General features: G+C 68.9%; 11 protein-coding genes. 5 read left to right on the top strand and 6 right to left on the bottom strand.

What is annotated here, in order from left to right:
- Positions 1-17 precede the first annotated feature (17 nt).
- Entirely contained in the window at positions 18-902 is an 885-nt protein-coding gene (locus tag G4D85_RS20970) for a hypothetical protein (protein WP_164014657.1), read from the bottom strand.
- A 230-nt stretch (positions 903-1,132) separates the two neighbouring features.
- Between G4D85_RS20970 and G4D85_RS20965 the strand changes: the two genes are divergently transcribed.
- The 3 genes from G4D85_RS20965 (at position 1,133) to G4D85_RS20955 (ending at position 6,183) form a co-directional block, all read left to right on the top strand.
- Positions 1,133-2,575: a serine/threonine protein kinase gene (locus G4D85_RS20965; protein ID WP_240359411.1), complete on the top strand. Its 1,443-nt coding sequence runs from the start codon at positions 1,133-1,135 to the stop codon at positions 2,573-2,575.
- A 75-nt stretch (positions 2,576-2,650) separates the two neighbouring features.
- Entirely contained in the window at positions 2,651-5,110 is a 2,460-nt protein-coding gene (locus G4D85_RS20960; RefSeq protein WP_164014655.1) for a hypothetical protein, read from the top strand.
- Between the two features lie 224 nt (positions 5,111-5,334).
- Entirely contained in the window at positions 5,335-6,183 is an 849-nt protein-coding gene (locus tag G4D85_RS20955) for a serine protease (RefSeq protein ID WP_164014653.1), read from the top strand.
- Between the two features lie 24 nt (positions 6,184-6,207).
- Here the strand turns inward: G4D85_RS20955 and G4D85_RS20950 are convergent, their stop codons facing one another.
- The 3 genes from G4D85_RS20950 to G4D85_RS20940 all read right to left on the bottom strand — a co-directional run bounded on the left by G4D85_RS20950 (position 6,208) and on the right by G4D85_RS20940 (position 12,115).
- A complete protein-coding gene (locus G4D85_RS20950) occupies positions 6,208-7,497 on the bottom strand; it encodes a serpin family protein (protein WP_164014652.1) in 1,290 nt (429 codons plus the stop codon).
- Between the two features lie 209 nt (positions 7,498-7,706).
- Positions 7,707-11,102, bottom strand: a complete 3,396-nt coding sequence (locus G4D85_RS20945) for a S8 family serine peptidase (RefSeq protein WP_164014650.1) — start codon at positions 11,100-11,102, stop codon at positions 7,707-7,709.
- A 107-nt stretch (positions 11,103-11,209) separates the two neighbouring features.
- Complete coding sequence (locus G4D85_RS20940) at positions 11,210-12,115, bottom strand: class I SAM-dependent methyltransferase (protein ID WP_164014648.1); 906 nt, start codon at positions 12,113-12,115, stop codon at positions 11,210-11,212.
- 29 nt (positions 12,116-12,144) lie between these two features.
- Between G4D85_RS20940 and G4D85_RS20935 the strand changes: the two genes are divergently transcribed.
- Positions 12,145-13,686, top strand: coding sequence for a serine/threonine protein kinase (locus G4D85_RS20935; RefSeq protein ID WP_338052901.1), 1,542 nt, complete (start codon positions 12,145-12,147; stop codon positions 13,684-13,686).
- Positions 13,687-13,888: 202 nt separating this feature from the next.
- Here the strand turns inward: G4D85_RS20935 and G4D85_RS20930 are convergent, their stop codons facing one another.
- Positions 13,889-14,368, bottom strand: coding sequence for a PaaI family thioesterase (locus G4D85_RS20930; protein WP_164014646.1), 480 nt, complete (start codon positions 14,366-14,368; stop codon positions 13,889-13,891).
- A gap of 282 nt (positions 14,369-14,650) precedes the next feature.
- Here G4D85_RS20930 and G4D85_RS20925 point away from each other — a divergent pair, with 282 nt between their 5' ends.
- On the top strand, positions 14,651-16,483 hold the full coding sequence (locus tag G4D85_RS20925) for a serine hydrolase domain-containing protein (protein ID WP_164014644.1): 1,833 nt from the start codon (positions 14,651-14,653) through the stop codon (positions 16,481-16,483).
- 320 nt (positions 16,484-16,803) lie between these two features.
- Here the strand turns inward: G4D85_RS20925 and G4D85_RS20920 are convergent, their stop codons facing one another.
- A complete protein-coding gene (locus G4D85_RS20920) occupies positions 16,804-18,390 on the bottom strand; it encodes an ELWxxDGT repeat protein (RefSeq protein WP_164014642.1) in 1,587 nt (528 codons plus the stop codon).
- Positions 18,391-18,690: the final 300 nt, after the last annotated feature.

The raw sequence follows: 18,690 nt of genomic DNA, 5'->3' as shown, positions 1-18,690 counted from the left end.
CCGGACAAGCGGGCGGGCTATTCGAGCGCGCGCAGCAGGGCGTCCCGCTCCCCGACGAGCTTCTTCGAGTTGAGGGCCTTGCGAATGAGGCGCCGCGCCTCGACCCGGGCCTCCGCGTCCGTCAGCCGGGGGAGCCAGTGGGTGCGGAGCGCCTCGAGCTGCTGCCGCTGCGTCAGCCCCGCCTCGTCGAGCCAACGCTCGAGCTCGATGATGACGTCGGGCCGGGGAGCCGCGGTCTTCTCGGCGACAAGGACCTCCGTTGGCTTCGGCGTGTACCGCCGCGCGGCAAGGTCCTCGGGCAGCGGACCCCACTGTTCGGCCAGGGCGCGCAGGCCGCGCTGGACCTCGTCGAGGTAGTAATCGGCACGCGGGTCGGAGAGCACGCTCCAGTCGACGAGCCGTTGCCGCATCGCCTCGCGCCCGTTCACTTCGTCGTGGACCTCTTCTCCGAGCGTGGTCGTCCCCCACACGTCGAAGAGATGGTTGTGGGAGAAGACCGCGCTCTCGACGTGGGCGTCGCCGAAGACGTAGGTGCCGTCCGGCTCGTCCTCGCCGAACAGGCGCCGGACACGGAGCTCTCCGAGCACGATGAGGTAGCCGCTGGTGAAGAGCGTCTGCGCGATGAGGTTGCCACGCACGAAGACGAGCCCGCCCGGGTTCTCCAGCCACCCGTCGACGAGCAGGTCGCCGTCGACGAAGGTCGAGCCCCGGTCATTCTCGAGGACGAGCGACGCGACCCGTCCTCCCGAGAACAGCCCGGCACCGCTGTTGGAGATGCCGTGGGAGAGCACCGAGGCATCGACATCCATACCGATGCGGGCACCGGTGCTCCGGAACGCGTCGTACGGCCGCAGGTAGGAAGCGGCTTCGTCCGGTGGCAGCCAGCGTTGTAGGGGGAGCATCTGTCCGGCACCATATTGCAACTCGCTACCCGTCACGGCGCCACAGGCTCGGCCGACTCGCGAACAGCTCCATCTACAGCTCGGGCCAGTGTTGACTCCGAGCGCGCTCCCACGCCTCCCCACGTCAGTCCGGTGGGGGGCCGTGGTCCACCTGCCGGATGACGTTGGAGTTCCACTACCTCGCGAGTAGTCTCCTCGGGCGCGGTGCGGACCGCCTCACGGGGTGCCTCATGGAGTCTGATGACCTCAATCCGGGAAGCCTGCCCCCCGGGACGCGAATCGGCCCGTGGCGGCTGCTGGGGCAGCGCGGCCGGGGCGCCTACGGTGTCGTCTACCGCGCCGTGCACGAAGAGCAGCAGCACGCGCACGTCGTGGCCCTCAAGCTGGCCCTGCACCCGGGGGATGGGCGCTTCGCACGGGAGGCCGAGCTGCTCTCCCGCGTCCACCACCCCGCCGTCCCACGCCTGCTGGACAGTGGCCACTGGCAGCCCCACGAGGGCGTCTCCTACGCCTGGCTCGTCATGGAGTGGGTGGAGGGCTCGCCGCTCTATGAGTGGGCCCAGGCACAGCGCCCGTCTTCACGACAGGTGCTTCAGCTTCTGGCCCGGCTGGCCCGCGCCCTGGACGCCACCCATTCGGCAGCAGGCCTCCACCGCGATGTGAAGGGTGACAACGTCCTCGTCCGGCGCGCAGACGGCCAGGCCTTCCTCATGGACTTCGGCTCCGGACACCACCTGGGCGCTGCCACCCTCACCTCTCACCTCTTTCCTCCCGGCACCCCGTCCTACCGCTCGCCCGAGGCGTGGCGCTTCGTCTTCGGCCCCCGAAAGCCCCCGCCCGTCCCCTATGCCCCGGGGGCCGCGGATGACCTCTTCGCCCTGGGTGTCACCGCCTATCGCCTCGTCACCGAGAAGTACCCTCCGTCCGCCCACCCCTGGGAGAAGGCGGATGCCTGGCTCTGGCGCACCGAGGAGCTGGCGCACTGGACGGCGCGAGTCTGCAACCCCCGCTGCATTCCAGAACTCAGCGCCCTGGTGTCCCGGATGCTCTCGCCCCGCCCCGAGGCGCGAGGCAGCGCGCGGGAGTTGGCCGAAGCGCTGGAGCAGGCTGCGCGCAACGCGGGACGCGAGGCGGATGTGCCGCTCTTCACGGGAGATGAGCCTCGGCCCGCGGGCCTCTTTCCCCTCCCCCAGCGCGTCACGGTGCGGCGCCCTCCTCCCATGCGGAGATGGCCCTGGCTCGCCGCCGCCGGCCTCGCAGGCGCACTGGCGCTGAGCGCCGGGGGGCTGCGGAGCGTGAGCCCTCCCGAGGAGCCCACGACGTCCCACCGCGCGGAGCAGGAAGAGACGAAGGATGCCGGCACCGTGGCCGTCGGGGACTCCGTACTGACAGCGCCGGAGGCGCCCGAGCGCGCCCCCTCCGTGTGGGCCTCCATCGCGGTAGACCTGCCACCAAAACCCGTCCCAGGGCAGCGGCGCCCGGACGGCCACGGACGCTGTCGCGGCAAGGTGCAGGTCGCCATCAACGGCGGTTGCTGGAGGAAGCTGCCCGTGGACGTGAAGGACTGTGATGATTGGGACGGCTTTGAATACGAAGGCGCGTGCTACCTCCCCGCCATGACTTCGCCACGCCCTGCCACCTCGGGCCCCGCGGCTCGAGACGACAGCCCATGAATGGAGGAGCTCGAGGTCGCCGGTTGCGCCTCCCAGGCGGGGGCGTAGAGTCACCGGCTCACTCTGGGTGAACCCATGTGCTCACGGTCGACTCCTCCGCGCTTCCTGCTCGCACTCCTTGTGGCCCTGGCCGCCTGCACCGGCTCCAACGACGACGACAACGACGACAACGATGACCCGGATGCCGGCTCCGACAACGCGAAGGTGGACCGCATCGTCGTCACCCCGGACCAGGGCTTCCTGTGGGTGGGGGAGCAGCTGACGCTGGCGGCGTTCGCCTACGACGAGGACGGCGCGCTGCTGAAGGACGTGAGCTTCACCTGGTCCGGCACCGACGCCACCGTGGCCGGCGTCGAGGACGGGCGCGTCCAGGGCGCTTTCGGTGGCGTGTCGCTGGTGACCGCTTCCGCCGGACGCGTCTCGAGCCCGCCGGTGGCGGTGCTGGTCATCGAAGCTCCGGAGGACATGCAGAGCTCCGAGGAGTACCTCGCCGAGGCCGCCGAGGCGGGGCTCCTCACGCCGCAGGAGCTGCTCACCTACCGCGTCTATGCCGCCTTCTCCGACCCGCGCCTGCCCTTCCAGTACAAGGGGCGCGCGAGCGGCGCCTTCGAGACCGAGGTGCTCCAGGACGTCATCGACCAGTACGACACGCTGTCCGCCGAGACACGGGCCGCGGTGGACCCGTACCTGGTGCCGCCCGCCGACGGCGCGAGCTGGCTCGCGCCTCCCGGAAGCGGACAGGGGCTCGGCAACGGACGTCCCACCTGCAAGGCGAGCACCGACGGGTGGGACTTCGTCAACTCCCCCCAGGCAAAGGTCAACGTCTGGTACCAGTTCACCGTCCCCGGTCAGAAGGCGAAGGCCGCCATCGTGTCGGAGGCCATCGAGAAGGACATCTGGCCCAGGCTCATCGACACGCTCGGCTTCCCCGAGCCCCTTCCGGACACGGGAGGAGGCTGCTCGCTCAACAGCCCGAAGCTCGATGTGTTCCTCGTGCGCAACGTCGACTTCCGCGGCCTCACGGTCCCCGAGTTTGGCGCGCCGTATCAGTCCTCCGTGTTCATCATGGTGGACTCGTCGCTGTCCACCGACGAGCTCAAGGCCTCCGCCGCGCACGAGCTGATGCACGCCAGCCACTGGGCGTTCAAGACTGCTTCCTTCCAGGCCAGCTATGGGTGGCTTCGCGACGCGGTCGCCAACTGGGCCATCGACGCCGTGTACGGCAAGTCCCTCCAGCTCGAGCAGGACTTCGCGAGCTGCTACCTGAGCACGCCCGAGCTTCCGCTCCAGGACCGCACCAAGGGCCACTGCAGCGCGAGCAAGTCCGACGCGGAGCGCGACTACGGCGCCTATCTCTGGATCCAGTACATTGCCAACACGCTCGGCCCGTCGACGGTGAAGGGCATCCTCGCGGCGACGCAGTCCTACGACACCGGCGTGGAGGCCATCGACGCCGTCGTGCCGGGCGGCTTCCAGAAGCACTGGCCGCTCTTCGGGAAGCTGCTGTGGAACCAGGCCCCGGTGGACGCGAAGCCCGCGTCCTTCACGACGTGGGACGCGCTGGGTGAGACGGTGAAGACGGTGGACGCGCCCGGCGACCTCGGCGGCTCGCCGGAGAAGAAGGACGACCTGGGGCCGGAGCTGAAGAACCTCTCGCACCGCGTCTACTACTTCGACTTCAAGGACCCGGCGACCCGCTCGGTGCTCTTCTACAACGGCTTCTTCGAGCCGAAGAAGGCGGGCAAGCACCTCAAGGTGCAGGCGCTGTGGATGGACGGCTCCGGCGCCTGGCAGGAGGAGGACTGGTCCGACTACGAGTTCGTCGGGCTCTGCCGGGACATGAAGAACCAGCGCGCGCAGCACCTGGTCATCATCCTGAGCAATGCGGAGACCGAGCAGGGCGGCAGCGTGACGGCCCCCCGGGCGCCCTACCTGAAGCGCAACAACATCGGCTGCTGGAAGCTTCAGGGCACATCGACCGCCCTCGATCATCACCCGACTTGGACGGGGATGGGGCGCAAGGGCGTGGCCGCGGTGACCTTCGAGGTGGAGGCCTCGGCGACGAGGCTCGACTTCAAGCACCCGCAGCTCCCGGACACGCTCCGGCTCGGAGCGAACCTGCTCCTGTCCCCGAGCGGCTCCTTCTCCCTCGAGGTGAGCTACGGTAGCAGCCCCTGCTCGTACAGCTTCGGCCCCGCCAACTTCGTGCTGCTTCCTTTCTCCGGCTTCCTGGAGACGAACCCGTTCCCCGAGCTGCACAGCCCCGACCCCGCGTTGGCGGACTGGCTGAAGCAGCCGGCGCGCGCGTACGTCGCCGCGCTGGCGGACAACTCGAGCGTCGCGGAGCAGGTGACGGGCCCGGACTGCGATAGTCCCCATTACACCGTCACGGGAGGACTCCTCACCACCAATGACGTGAACAACGGAGTGTATGTGAATCCACCCACCGTCCTGCCGGATGGGCGCTTCGCGAAGACCTTCTCCGCTTCGGATCTCACCTTCACCTGGAGCTTCACGCCCCAGACGCAGCCCTGACGGGACGCCTCCGTGGCGCGCGCGGCTCCGGGCCGGTGCTTCAGCGCACGTCCAGTCCGTGCGGAGCAAACGTGACGTGTCCGGGGGGCGCCCCGGACGTGGCCTGACACGTCAACGGCTCGCTTCAAGGCGGGTTCCGTGCGCTGGCGCCCTCACGGCGTTCCACCCGCGAGCGTGGCCGTCGGTTTGCACAGGGCGCATCGAACTTGAACTTCGAGGGGTCGATGCGCTTCGTGCTGGGAGTCGTTGTCGCGGTGGGGCTGCTGGGCTGTGGTGGTTCGGAGGTGGAGGGTGTCGATGCGGTGGAGAGCCTCGACCAGGAGATAGTCGGAGGGGTGGAGGCGCGACCGGGGAGCCACCCCTGGATTGTCAGCTTGCAGCAGCACGGGAGCCACTTCTGCGGCGCCTCGCTGATTCGGACAGGCACGAGAGAGGAGTCCGACATCGTGGTCACGGCCGCGCACTGCGTCTACGACGGCACGTCGGGTTTGACGGCCTCCGCGGGTGCTCACGACCTCTCGAGGCCAGGGGCGGGTGTCCAGACCGTCCAAGGACAGACGACCCGGTACCATCCGGCCTACAACCCGGACACGACGATGAACGACATCGCCGTCGTCAAGCTCGCCAGGCCCATCAAGTTCACCGCCACGGTCCAGCCCATTGCGCTCCCGAGCGCTGATGAGACCGTCCCGGACAATGCCTCCGCGACGGTGGCGGGGTGGGGCCTCACGCGCGAGGGCGGAGCTGAGACTTCCAGCATCCTGATGCAGGTATTTGTCCCCATTATCGGGAGTCGGGAACTGGCGGCGGCCTACCGACCTCAGGGTATCGATATCGACCCTTATGCGATGCTCGGGGCTGGGTATAAGCAGGGGGGCAAGGATGCTTGTCAGGGCGACAGCGGGGGGCCGCTCTTCGTTCGCGGAGCGGACAATAAACCCGTGCTCCAGGGAATCGTGAGCTTTGGCGTTGGCTGCGCGAGGCCAGGCCTTCCCGGCGTCTATGCCCGGGTCTCCAGCTACATCCCCTGGATCAATAGTCAGATTCGCATCCTGAGCAACACGAAGACGTAGCCCCAGGCTTCCCTCAGCCACCTGTCAGGGCTTCACGATGCGCCCCAGGAAGAGCACGCTCTTCGTCGCCACCTCTTCGATGACGAAGAAGAACGGGCGGTCCACCCGGAATTCCGGGGGAAGGGACACGGGGACACCCTCGATGGCGGTGGCAGCGGCGGCCTCGGTGCCGCCCTCGTCCACGGCCACGAACGTCTGGTGTTGCGCGCCGGTAAGCATCAAGCGCTCCTGGCGGGTGATGCCAGACAGGTCCGCCTGGGCGTTGAAGGCATCCACCATTCCCCGGGCCCGCAGCGCGTCCACGATAGGGAGCGACTGTTTCACCTCGAAGCGAGGCAGGTGCAGCATCACGTGCGCGTCGCGCAGGTTCGCGCGCACGGTGTCCAGGAACGTGGCGGACAGGCGCTGCTCCACTTCCTGGAAGCGATTCGCGTCGGGAACGACGATGAGCATGCGGAAGGCGCGGCCCACATAGGGAAGCGCGACGGCGTCATAGCCGTCACCCGCCGCGACGGGGAACACCCACGAGGTGCTCATCATGGGGACCGTGGCGGTGGCGCCCCCCAGGCCGTGGAAGGTCTCCGGACGGGTCATCTGGGGCATGAACGGCGCACGCCAGGCCCCCTTGAAGTACAGGGCATTGGCCAGGACCAGGCGCGTGTCCGCGCGCACCTCGCCCTCGGGAATCAGGTCCTGGATGCGTCCGCCCGTCTCGCCGGAGACCCAGGCATTGATGGAGCGGCGCACGCCGTCCGGGTCCGCGGCGATGTCCAGCGCGCGCAGGCCCGCGCCATGGTGCTCGGCGAGCACATCCAGGTAGGGCGTCTCGAGGGAATACCCCTTCTGGCTCCACAGGGCATTCACCGCGCGGAAGGTCGGCGCGGTACCGGTGTCGCCATGGGCCTGCCCCGCCTGGGCCTGGAGCGCCAGGTCCAGTCGATTGAGCGCGGGGTGCAGCCGCTCCGGAGGCAGGGCGAAGCCCAGCGCTTGCGCCATCTGCGACGCGGTGTCACCGCGCGCTCCGGCGTACACCATGCTGAAGGCCCGGGTGAGGCTGAGCGGAGACAGGACGACATTCTCACCGGGCTTCTCCACCTGCCGGTACATGGCCACGCCGAAGTCGGTGTTGCCTTGGATGAGCGAGGCGAAGTCGGCGTCGGAAACGACAGGCGCCGCCACCCGCTCCTTGTCCGAGGCCACCAGCTCCCCGGGGGCCGGAACCCCGCGCTCCCTGGGCTTCCGGGCGTCGGAGCGGCAGGCCACCAATCCCAATACGGCGGTGAATACACAGGCCCTCAGCAGGGTCGAGGCCATCGGGGTCCAGTCCTTTCGGAGTGAGAATGACTGTCCCTGGTAGCAAGCGCCATGCGCATCCCGCGGGCCTGGAAATTCAACGGGTTGGCCCCGGGGTTGGGGCCTGCACCCCGGATTTTCGAGGGCAGGCCCCCGTCTTTCCACCGGGCGCCAACCGCGACGGGCCCGCCCGGACAGACTTCCGAGCGGGCCCGTTCCTCACGAAGCGGCTACTGCATCGTCAAGGTGAGCGCGCGCTCCTCGCTCACCAGGCCGGGCCGCGTGTAGAACAGCGAGACGCGGCTGATGCTGCCGGCCGGCTCGGTCCACAGCGCCTGGGCGGTGGTGGTGGCGAGGTTGAACTGCATGCCCAGTCGGTGGAGCGCCATCGGACTGCCGAAGATGGAGCTGCTGTAGCTCCCGCTGATGCTCGACGAGTAGGAGCTGTGCACCATGGCGGAGTCACCCGTGGCGCCCAGCACGCCAATCACATCTCCCGCGCTGATGGGGATGAACGTCCGGAGCACCTGACCCGACGGCTGGCCGACGGAGCGGAACAGCGAGGTGAAGGCGTTGGTGGTGGCGGAGTACGCGGGCGGCGTCACGCCCGGGTTGAAGCGCACCACCTGGACGTTCTGCAGTGCATGGCCGGCCTCGTTGGGCACCTGCACGCCGGTGAGGATGAAGCTGGTCGGCGCGGTGAACCACATGCCACGCGTCAGCGTGGGGCTGCTGAAGGTGGTGCTGTAGACGGGCAGCGGCGCCTGCTGGAGCGGGGCGTAGAACATGCGCACCCGGCTGATGGAGCCAGCCGCGTTGAACAGGGCCTGGGCGTTGTTGCTGGCGAGGTTGAACTGCATGCCCAGCCGGTTCAGCGTCATCGGCTGCCCGAAGATGGAGGTGACGTACAGCCCGCTGTCTCCGGTGGAGTACGAGTTGTGCATCATCGTGGAGTCGCCCGTGGCGCCGAGGATGCCGATGACGTCACCCGCGTAGACGGGAATCTTGACGGAGACGAGCTGCCCCGAGGACACCCCCACCGCCCGGAAGAGCGAGGTGAACGCGTTGGTGGTGGCGGTATAGGTCGGCGGCGTCACGCCCGGGTTGAAGCGCACCACCTCGAGGTTCTGCAGCGGGTGGGCCGCCTCGTTGGGCACCTGCAGCGCGGTGATGGTGAACTGGGTGGGCGCGGTGAACCACATGCCGCGTGTCTGGGTGGCGTTGCTGTAGGTGTTGCTGAAGCTCGGAATCGTCGTCTCGGGGTCGCTGGCCAGGATGCGGCCGCCGCTCACCACCAGGCCGTAGTCCGCGTCCATCGCCGCCGTCTCCAGGCGGGCGTCCTGGACGAGCTCATCCGCCAGCACCTCCACGCGCCAGATGCCGGCCGCGGGGTTGGCGAGGAAGACGTTCTCCACCGTGTCGAGCTTGTTGGAGACGCCGCCCGAGGTGGACGTGTTGCCCGCCGTCAGGCCGTTGTTGCCCCAGTAGATGACGCCCGTGGGAGACGTCACCTTCAGCGACAGGTCGTTGATGCGCGCATGGGCCGCGCCGACGGTGCCCATGGGGTCGGTGTAGACCATGGTCACATTCAGCTCCGTCTGCCCGGAGGCGACGCTGAAGTTGTAGCTCTTGGAGCCCAGCGGGGCGAGCACGTCCGTCTCGTTGATGATGTGGGTGACAGCCGCGCGGTCCAGCAGGCGCTGGACGTTGGCGGTGCCCCAGCCCTGCTTGAAGCGGTCGATGTCCGCGTTGCTGCCGCCCGCCAGCCAGTTGTAGCGGTGGGCCATGTTGATCATCAGGGCCTTGGCGGTGGCCATCTGCGGCCGCGTCGTGAACACGTCCGGTCCGCCGCCGTGGCCCGACCACACGCCCTGGTACCACATCTGGAAGAGCAGGCCGAAGTGGCCCGCCGTCTGCGGCGTGGCGGAGCTGGTGCCGCCAAACTCGGTGTAGTTGGTGGTGCCGCCGCCGGAGGCCGAGTGGATGTCGTCGTAGAAGTAGGACAGGTCCGGCTTGATGCGGCCGTCTTGCGCGGGGCCGATGCTGCCGGTGAAGTCCCAGTTGTCATCCGTGCGCGACGCCGTGTTCATGTGGTTGAACGCGCCCACGGACACGATGTTCTTCGCCCACGCCTGCGGGCGTGAGTTCCGGCTGCCCAGGTTGCTCTGCGACTGCGTGCTGAGGATGGGGTGCTTGAAGAGGTAGTCGTCCACCTCGGCGGAGATGGTGGTGTACGTCGTCACCTGGGTGCTGCCCACGCTGGACGTCTGGAACACCGCGCGGTAGGGGCCGGCGGGGTCCGTCAGCTCCTGGTTGATGGTGTAGCGGGACTTCGCGCCACCGAACTGGGAGGACTCGCTGTGGCGGAAGAAGATGCCCTGGGCGCTGGGAATCATGCCGCGGGCGTCCGCGTCCACGCCCCGGGCGAAGATGTTGCTGTAGGAGGAGGTTCCGTGGAGGCCGCCCGTGATGCCGGTGCTGTGGATGATGGGCGGGGTGGGCCACTCCTGGTGGTCGTCCAGCAGCTCGGTGTCGAAGACCTCTCCGCGCACGCCCTGGCCCGTCCAGCCCCGGAGCGCCTCCACGGAGTTGGCGCCGCCGACCTGGCGGACGATGCTCATGTCCGTCTCACCGGGGCCGCCCCAGCGGTCGATGAACTGCACTTCGTTGGCACGGACGACCCGCTGGAGCTGGTCCTGCGTGAGCGTCGCCTCGACGCGCAGGCCACCTTCCTCGACGAGCTCGACCCGGCCGCCGACGCCTTCCACGAACTTCGCCAGGACGTTCTGCCGCTCACGGCCGCCCTCGCCGAGCATGATGGAGTAGCGCTGCGTCTCGGGCAGCCGCGGCGCCACGCCCATCAGCGCATCTCTCAGCTCGCGCTCCAGCCGGTACTCGGGGTGGTAGTCACCAATCCACCGCACGTAGCCCAGCTGCGCCACGCGGGCCTTCACGTCCCGGTCCATCTCCACCAGGTAGGTGTGGTCCGTGAGGAAGCGCAGCACCTTGCCGCCGGCGGCCTCGATGGCCTCGCGGAACTCGGGCATGGGCGCGGCCAGGAACTGCACCAGGTGGAGCTGGTTCCCGGTGTCCGCGGCCAGCAGGTTGGCGGCGCGCAGCGGGCTGGGGCCCTTCAGGGGGTCGAACTGCGCCTCCTGGAGGCGGACCAGGTACGTCGTCTCACGCACGCGGCCGACGGGGAGGACTCCTCCTCGGCTGAAGGCGTAGTGGGACTGGCGGGTGCCATCCGACAGCTGCTCGTCCCACGTGTAGAGCTGCAGCGACGCGCCGTTGACGTCGATGGTGCGCAGCGCGTGGACGGGCCGGTCGGTGCGATGGAAGGCGAGGCCCTCGCTGGTCGTCAGGGCATAGCGGCCCAGGGACACGGGGGCCACGCCGGGGCGGGCCGGGCCGTCCTCGGCGGGCGTCGACCGGCCCATGTCGATGACGCGGGCCGGGGTCAGGGTGGTCTTCCCCGCCGCCAGTACTTCCTCGGCGGGGCGGGTGTCGGCGGAGTCAGTCCTCGCTCCCGCGAGGACGGGCAGGGGCGCCAACAGGGTGGAGGTGAGGATGGATAGGGCCAGCGGACGCAGCGGTTCCGTCAGCCATGAGAATGGGGTTCGCATGACAGTGCTTCTCCTCGGGTTGTGGTGAGGCAAATCCACAACGTCCGGGAAGCCGGATATTCTCTGGTAATACGCTTTTTCTTTTTGATGCCGGATGAAGCGCGCCGTCATGCGCCCGGCTTCAGAGCGGAAGGGTCCGGAGTGACCTCAGGTCTCCCTGAGGGTCCGGGCACCGTCTTCCTCGCCACGACGAGCCACGTCACTCCGCCGAGCATGACCTTGTCGCCCGTTCGATGAGGCTCGCACTCGCGAGCAACCTCCTCCTCCCACGCCCGCTGAACCTCCGGCGGCAGCTCCGCCGCGAGCCTCGCCAGGGAGCCCGCGAACTCGCGAATCCAGCGCATGACGCCCGCGCCATCCGCGGCCTCCATCACCGGGACGCGCATCGCCTCGACGTGGTCCATGGCAAATCCGCTGCGCATCAACACCGCGTGCAGCTGCTCGGGGTCGGAGAAGCGGAACACGCCCGGCGCATCGGGCTCGATGGGAGGCAGGGCACGGAAGCGGGCCAGGGTCCTGCGCGGCAGCGACGCGTACTCGACCTGCTCGGGCCCCGCCCAGCATGCGCACACCAGGAGTCCGGAGGGACGCAGCGCTCGCCATATCCGCTCGAGCGCACGCTCGGGCCGGGGCATGTACATCAGCGCCCAGCGCACGGTGGCTGCATCGAAGGACTGCTCCGGCAGCTCGAGCGTCTCCGCATCCCCGGCACGGAACTCGATGTTCGAGAGGGCCTGGGCGCGTGCCTGCTCCCGCGCGACGTCCAGCATGCCGTCGACCAGGTCGGTGCCCAGCACGAAGCCGGAGGGGCCTACCCGTTGCGCTGCGCGCAGGGAGGGCTCGCCCATGCCTGAGGCCACATCGAGCACCCTCATCCCGGGCCGGAGCAGGGCCAGGTCGAGCATCCGCTCGCTGACGGGCGCAGTGAGACGGGACTCCATCTCGTGAAACCGGCGGACCAGGGCGACGCGCTCGGCCCAGGTGTTCCGCGGCGGTGGTACTGGCGTTGTCATGGGGCCCCCCCGGAGAGCAGAGCATACGGGTGTACTGGCTGCCGTCCACCTGCTGGATGACGTTGGAGTTCCACTACCTCGCGAGTAGTCTCCTCGGGCGCGGCGCGGGCCGCCTCACGGGGTGCCTCATGGAGTCTGATGACCTCAATCCGGGAAGCCTGCCCCCCGGGACGCGAATCGGCCCGTGGCGGCTGCTCGGGCAGCGCGGCCGGGGCGCCTACGGTGTCGTCTACCGCGCCGTGCACGAAGCGCAGCAGGACGCGCACGTCGTGGCCCTCAAGCTGGCCCTGCACCCGGGGGGTGGGCGCTTCGCGCGTGAGGCCGAACTGCTCTCCCGCGTCCACCACCCCGCCGTCCCCCGCCTCCTGGACAGTGGCCACTGGCAGCCCCACGAGGGCGTCTCCTACGCCTGGCTCGTCATGGAGTGGGTGGAGGGCTCGCCGCTCTATGAGTGGGCCCAGGCACAGCGCCCGTCTTCACGACAGGTGCTTCAGCTTCTGGCCCGGCTGGCCCGCGCCCTGGAAGCCACCCATTCGGCAGCAGGCCTCCACCGCGATGTGAAGGGTGACAACGTCCTCGTCCGGCGCGCAGACGGCCAGGCCTTCCTCATGGACTTCGGCTCAGGACACCACCTGGGCGCTGCCACCCTCACCTCTCACCTCTTTCCTCCCGGCACCCCGTCCTACCGCTCGCCCGAGGCGTGGCGCTTCGTCTTCGGCCCCCGAAAGCCCCCGCCCGTCCCGTATGCCCCGGGGCCCGCGGATGACCTCTTCGCCCTGGGTGTCACCGCCTATCGCCTCGTCACCGGGAAGTACCCTCCGTCCGCCCACCCCTGGGAGAAGGCGGAGGCCTGGCTCTGGCGCACCGAGGAGCTGGCGCACTGGACGGCGCGAGTCTGCAACCCCCGCTGCATTCCAGAGCTGAGCGCCCTGGTGTCCCGGATGCTCTCGCCCCGCCCCGAGGCGCGAGGCAGCGCGCGGGAGGTGGCCGAAGCGCTGGAGCAGGCCGCGCGCAACGCGGGACGCGAGGCGGATGTGCCGCTCTTCACGGGAGAAGAGCCTCGGCCCGCGGGCCTCTTTCCCCTCCCCCAGCGCGTCACGGTGCGGCGCCCTCCTCCCATGCGCAGGTGGCCCTGGCTCGCCGCCGCCGGCCTCGCAGGTGTACTGGCACTGAGCGCCGGGGGGCTGCGGAGAGTGAGCCCTCCCGAGGAGCCCACGACGTCCCACCGCGCGGAGCAGGAAGAGACGAAGGATGCCGGCACCGTGGCCGTCGGGGACTCCGTCCTGACGGCGCCGGTGGCGCCCAAGCGAGCCCCCTCCGTGTGGTCCTCCATCGCGGTAGACGTGCCACCGAAACCCGTCCCAGGGCAGCGGCGCCCGGACGGCCACGGCCGCTGTCCCGGCAAGGTGCAGGTCGCCATCAACGGCGGTTGTTGGACGAAGCTACCCGTGGACCTGAAGGACTGTGCTGAATGGGGCGGCCTTGAATACAAGGGCGCGTGCTACCTCCCCGCCCAGACTCCGCCACGCCCTGCCACCTCGGGCCCCGCGACTCGAGACGACAGTCCATAGCCAACGAGCTGCGCTGAAAAGAAGGTTCGAGGACTGGTTGCCTCATCCGCGTTGACAGGTCCCGCAGTCTCGGGGCTCCGGAATGGCGCGCACGAAACCTGTCGTTGCGCGCGCCGTCACCCGCACTTCGGGGGTTGCCATGACCGTCATCGGCGCGCCCATGCACATTGAGCGCCTGGCGCGGCACTGACCTCGAGACGCCTCAGCCCGAGACGTCCCGACCGCTCACCGTCATCATCGTCGCGAGCATGGTTGCGACGGGTTTCAGGCCCGCCTCGGTCTCCGCGACCACCTCGCCCGTGGTGACTGTGAGCGTCCGGCCGGGCTTCATCACCCACCCATGCGCGACGAACCTGCGGCCCGCGGCAGGCGCGAGAAAGTTCACCTTGTACTCCACCGTCAGGACGGCGGCGTCCGCGGGCATCAGCGAGTACGCGGCGTAGCCGCATGCACTGTCGACGATGGCCGTGACGATGGCCGCGTGCAGATACCCGTGCTGCTGCGTGAGGTCCTCTCGGAATGGCAGCTCGATGACGACCTCGCCCGGCGATACGGAGGTCAGCTCCGCGCCGAGGGTGTTCATGACGCGCTGGCGCGCGAAGCTGGCGCGAACGCGCTGCTCGAACGCGCCGTCTGCTGGCGTGAAGACCTGCGGTCCGAAGGGTGGCCTGGCAGCGCTCATCGAAGTGCTCCCGCCCGAAAGAGTTCGAGACGCTCGAAGTATACCGCGCCGCGCACGAGGTGGACGCCGCACAGCTCGAACGTGGCGCCGAAGCGGAGCACCTCACCCGGCGGACAGCCGGACGCGCGGGAACATCGACTCGAGCGGCGTCCGCGCCGCACGCAATGGATGTGGGGACACCGCGTAGACAGCACCGAGCCGCCCCCTCCCCCCGCGCTCAGGCAACGGGCCCCCTGGCATCCGACGCCGGGCCGGGCAGCCGCGACTCTTCCTGGAGAATGGATGAAGTGCCTTGCCCCCCTCTGTGTCGTTGCGCTGCTCGTGCCCACGCTCGTACTCGCGGCGAGCCTTCCCGAACCGTCCGCACCGGCGACACCGGCCGAGCTGCGTCAGACGCTGGCCGAGCTGATGCGCGAGCAGCACCTCCCAGGGGCGAGCTATGCGGTGTTCGACCGCGACGGCACCGTGCTCAGCGAGAGCCTCGGCCTGGCCGACCACGAAGCCGGAACCCCGGTCAGCGAGGACACACTCTTCCGCCTCGGGTCGATTACGAAGACGGTGACGGCCATCGCCATCCTGCAGCTTGTCGAGCAGGGCCACTTCAGCCTGCGGACGCCAGTCTCGGACCTGCTTCCGGCCGCGCCCATCCGCAATGCCTTTCACACCAGCGACCCGGTCCGCGTGGTTCATCTCCTGACCCACACGGCGGGCTTTGACGATACGCATGCCAAGGCCTTCTTCAGTCCCGTGGAGCGTCGCGGACGCCACCTGGAGAGCAGCATCGACCACCCCGAGCCGCTGGTGGTGCGCTGGCGCCCTGGGACTTCCGAGAGCTACAGCAACCCGGGGTATGTGCTGCTCGGCGCCATCCTGGAAGCCCACTACCGGCAGCCGTGGGACGAGATTGTCTCCAGCAAGGTCCTGAAGCCACTGGGCATCGAGCAGGCCACGGCGCTGACCTCCGAGGCGGCGAAGCGGGACCACGCCGAGGGCCACAGTGGCAGCGACCTGCACCGGACCGCCCTGCCCTTCGAGCAGACCCAGGCGCAGGGCGCGCTGTGGTGCAATGCGAAGGACCTGGCCAGGCTCGGCCGCTTCCTGCTCACCGACGGCGCCTCTGCCCCCGGCGTGCTCCGGCCCGAAACGGTCCGGATGATGAAGCAGGCCCAGGGGACGCGCGGCGCGGAAGCGCAGCTGGCCTACGGCCCGGGGTTGGGACTGCTCCCCCGGATTGTGAATGGCGAGCTGTGGCAGGGCCATGCTGGTGGCGTGCCAGGCGCGAAGGCGAGCCTGCACTTTCACGCCGGGCACGGCATGGGCTATGTGCTGCTGGTCAACAGTGAGAACTCGCTGCGCAAGCTCGAAGCACGGCTCGCGGCCTACATCGCCCGGCGGACGCAATGGAAGGCGCCCACCGCGACCTCCCTCCCACTCCCGAGTGATGTCGACGGCTGGTATCGCCTCGTGAATCCGCGAATCTCATTGCTCGGCCTTCCCACCTACCTGCTCAGCACCGGCCAGGCGCGAGCGCAGGGGGACCTGCTGAGGATTACTCCCTTCGTGTCGGGCCTGGGCTACGAGGCGAGCCTGAAGCATCACGGCAACGGGCTGCTCGCCGACATGGACTACGGTGACGTCGTCGACGGTGTGGTGCTTCGCGATGAGGGCGGGGCCGTCGTCGGCCTCGAGCTGGGCGGCGACAGCTTGCAGCGCACGTCCATGGTGTCGGCGGTGCTTCCGCTGCTGAGTGTGCTGCTGGCCCTGCCACTGTTGCTGAGCGCGCCCTTTGGACGGCGCAAGGCCCTGCGCAACCGCTGGACGCGTCGCCTGCCCACCCTGGCCGTGCTGGTGTTGGTGCTTGGCATCGTCTGCGCGACGAACCTCCAGTTGCACCTGCTGGGACAGCTGAACTGGCAGACCGTGGGCCTGTGGGCCGCCAGCCTCCTCTTTCCGGCGCTGGCCCTGGCCGGCGTCGCCGTCAGTGTCGGCACCTGGCGCCAGGAGGCCGCGACGCTGGCCCGGTGGCGCTGCCTGCTGGGGTCCGCGTCCGCCCTCACCCTCAGCCTGTGGCTCGCGGCGTTCCACCTGGTCTCGTTCGCGCTGTGGAGGTGGTAGCTCAGGCCGTGCGTCCGCCCCGCCTCCGGCACTCTCAACGACAGGGGCGCGGCCAGCACCAGCCGGGTCAGCGCCTTCTCGAAGTCCCTTTCCCCGACTCGCACTGACGTTCTCGGGTCCGACGGCGTGTGCTCCAGCGGCGGCCCCTCGCCCGTCTCCAGGCGCACCACACGGATTCTCGCACACCCCGCCACCACCAGCGCCAGCACCACCACTGCCACCCAGCGCGTCTTCATCGAAGTATCCGGCCCCTGGTGCCCACATGATGGAGCACCAGGGGCCCTCGCTATCAGGCTTCGCGCTCGCCCTGCCCTACCGACTCACTCCTTCGGGAAGCACGCCGTCGGGAGTGCCCACGGCTCGCTACCAGTGCCGTCATCCGCGATGAAGACCACCCAATCACGCGTGGAGATGTAAGCGCCGGGCGACGACGAGCCCGGCCCCGGTGAGATGTCCGCCATCTTCGTTCCCGCCGCCGTTCCCTCGCTCCACCAGGGCTCGAACCCCAACGTGTCCACGTAGGCCCGGAAGAGGACGCCCCCGCCCACGGGGAAGAACGGGTCGGAGTCTCCCGAGATGGAGTTCGCCGGCCCCGGAAAGATGTCCTTCACCAGGTGCGTCCCCGACGGAGTCCCGTTCGTGACCCAGGGCTCCAGGCCCGTGGTGGGTGTGACGGCATAGAAGAAGACCTTGCTCCCCGCCGTAACCATGCCGTTCACCTCGTACCCGGGAGGAGGCGAGCCCGGAGCCGGATACGTATCCGCGAGCAGCACCGTGCCGCCCGCCGTGCCATCGCTCTTCCAGGGCTCGCGGCCATATGTCCCATCATCCGCGGCCATCACCACGGAACCGCCCAGCGCAGCCAGATTGCGAGGCATCGAGCCCACCACTCCCGGGCGAAGGTCCTTCACCAGCCGCGTGTCGTCCTCGCAGCCCTTCGTCGCCCAGAGCTCACGACCATGGGCCCCATCATCCGCGGTGAAGAACACCGTCCGTCGCGCCAGCGTCATCGACTGGATACCCGAGCCCTCGCTGCCAGGACGGATGTCCTCCACCAGCTCCGTGTCAGCCCGAGTCCCATCCGTCTTCCACAGCTCCCGACCGTGCACGCCATCATCGGCCACGAAGAGAATCTCGTCGTCATCCAACCGAAACAGTGAGTCGGGAGAAGAGCCAGCCGCTCCCTGCGCGATGTCCTTCACCAACCGCGTGCCACCCGTCGTCCCGTCGCTCTTCCACAGCTCACGGCCCTGAACTCCATCATCGGCCGCGAAGAGCAGCCGCTGTCCGTCCACGAAGAACGGCCCGGGCGCGGAACCACCCGCCCCCGGAGCGATATCCTTCACGAGCCGCGTCCCATTCGTCGTCCCGTCACTGCGCCAGAGTTCCTCGCCCCGCGTGCCATCATTCGCGGAGAAGTAGAGCGTCCGACCCACGGCCACCATCGCCTGGGGGAACTCGGGGAAGGCCTCACCGAAGGGGTTGATGTCCTTCACCGGCACCGTTCCACCCGGCGTGCCATCGGTCTTCCACAGCTCGGAGCCCCGCACGCCATCGTTGTAGACGAAGAAGACCTTCCCGCCCATGACGGTGAGCGACAGGGGCGGACTGTAGACGTCCCCCAGCAGCCGGGTGGTCCGCCAGTCGGCGGGCCCATGCCCCCCGGACACGTCTTCCAGCTTCCAGAGGGCATAGACCGCGACGGGAAGGGAGAGGTTGGCAGTGCTCATGTAGATCACCCCGTCCAGCTCGACTTGCGAGTAGACATTCGAGTGCCCCGGAGAAGGAGTGAGATTGCCAATCCTCACCGGCGGCCGACACTGGCGGCCCCCACCCCACTCCTCCTCCGCTCCGAGCGGCTTCGCGACCGTGGACGACGGCCCCTCCTCTCCTACCGATTCATCCATGGGTCCACAGCCAACCCACAGCGTGCAACCACTGACCAGCAAACCCAACCATCGACGCGACATGGAACACTCCATTTCACAGCCACCGACCTGGCGATTCCTTCAACATCCCTCTCAGCACCACGGGTCCCGAATCGCTTCCCCGTTCCATCCGGATGTCTGTCTTTCCACCTTCCCTACGTGGTTCCTGGCAGCTCGGACCCGCGCACCCACGTCTCCCGAGAGACTCCAGGGAGCGTGCGCGCACGGAATCGGACCGCTCGGGCAGGTGTAGGTGACGACCTTCGATGGAACGCGGAA

Origin of the sequence: Pyxidicoccus trucidator (assembly GCF_010894435.1) — a bacterium.
Classification (GTDB): domain Bacteria; phylum Myxococcota; class Myxococcia; order Myxococcales; family Myxococcaceae; genus Myxococcus; species Myxococcus trucidator.
The sequence above is the reverse complement of the archived record's forward strand: the minus strand, read 5'-3'. Positions and strand labels throughout refer to the sequence as shown.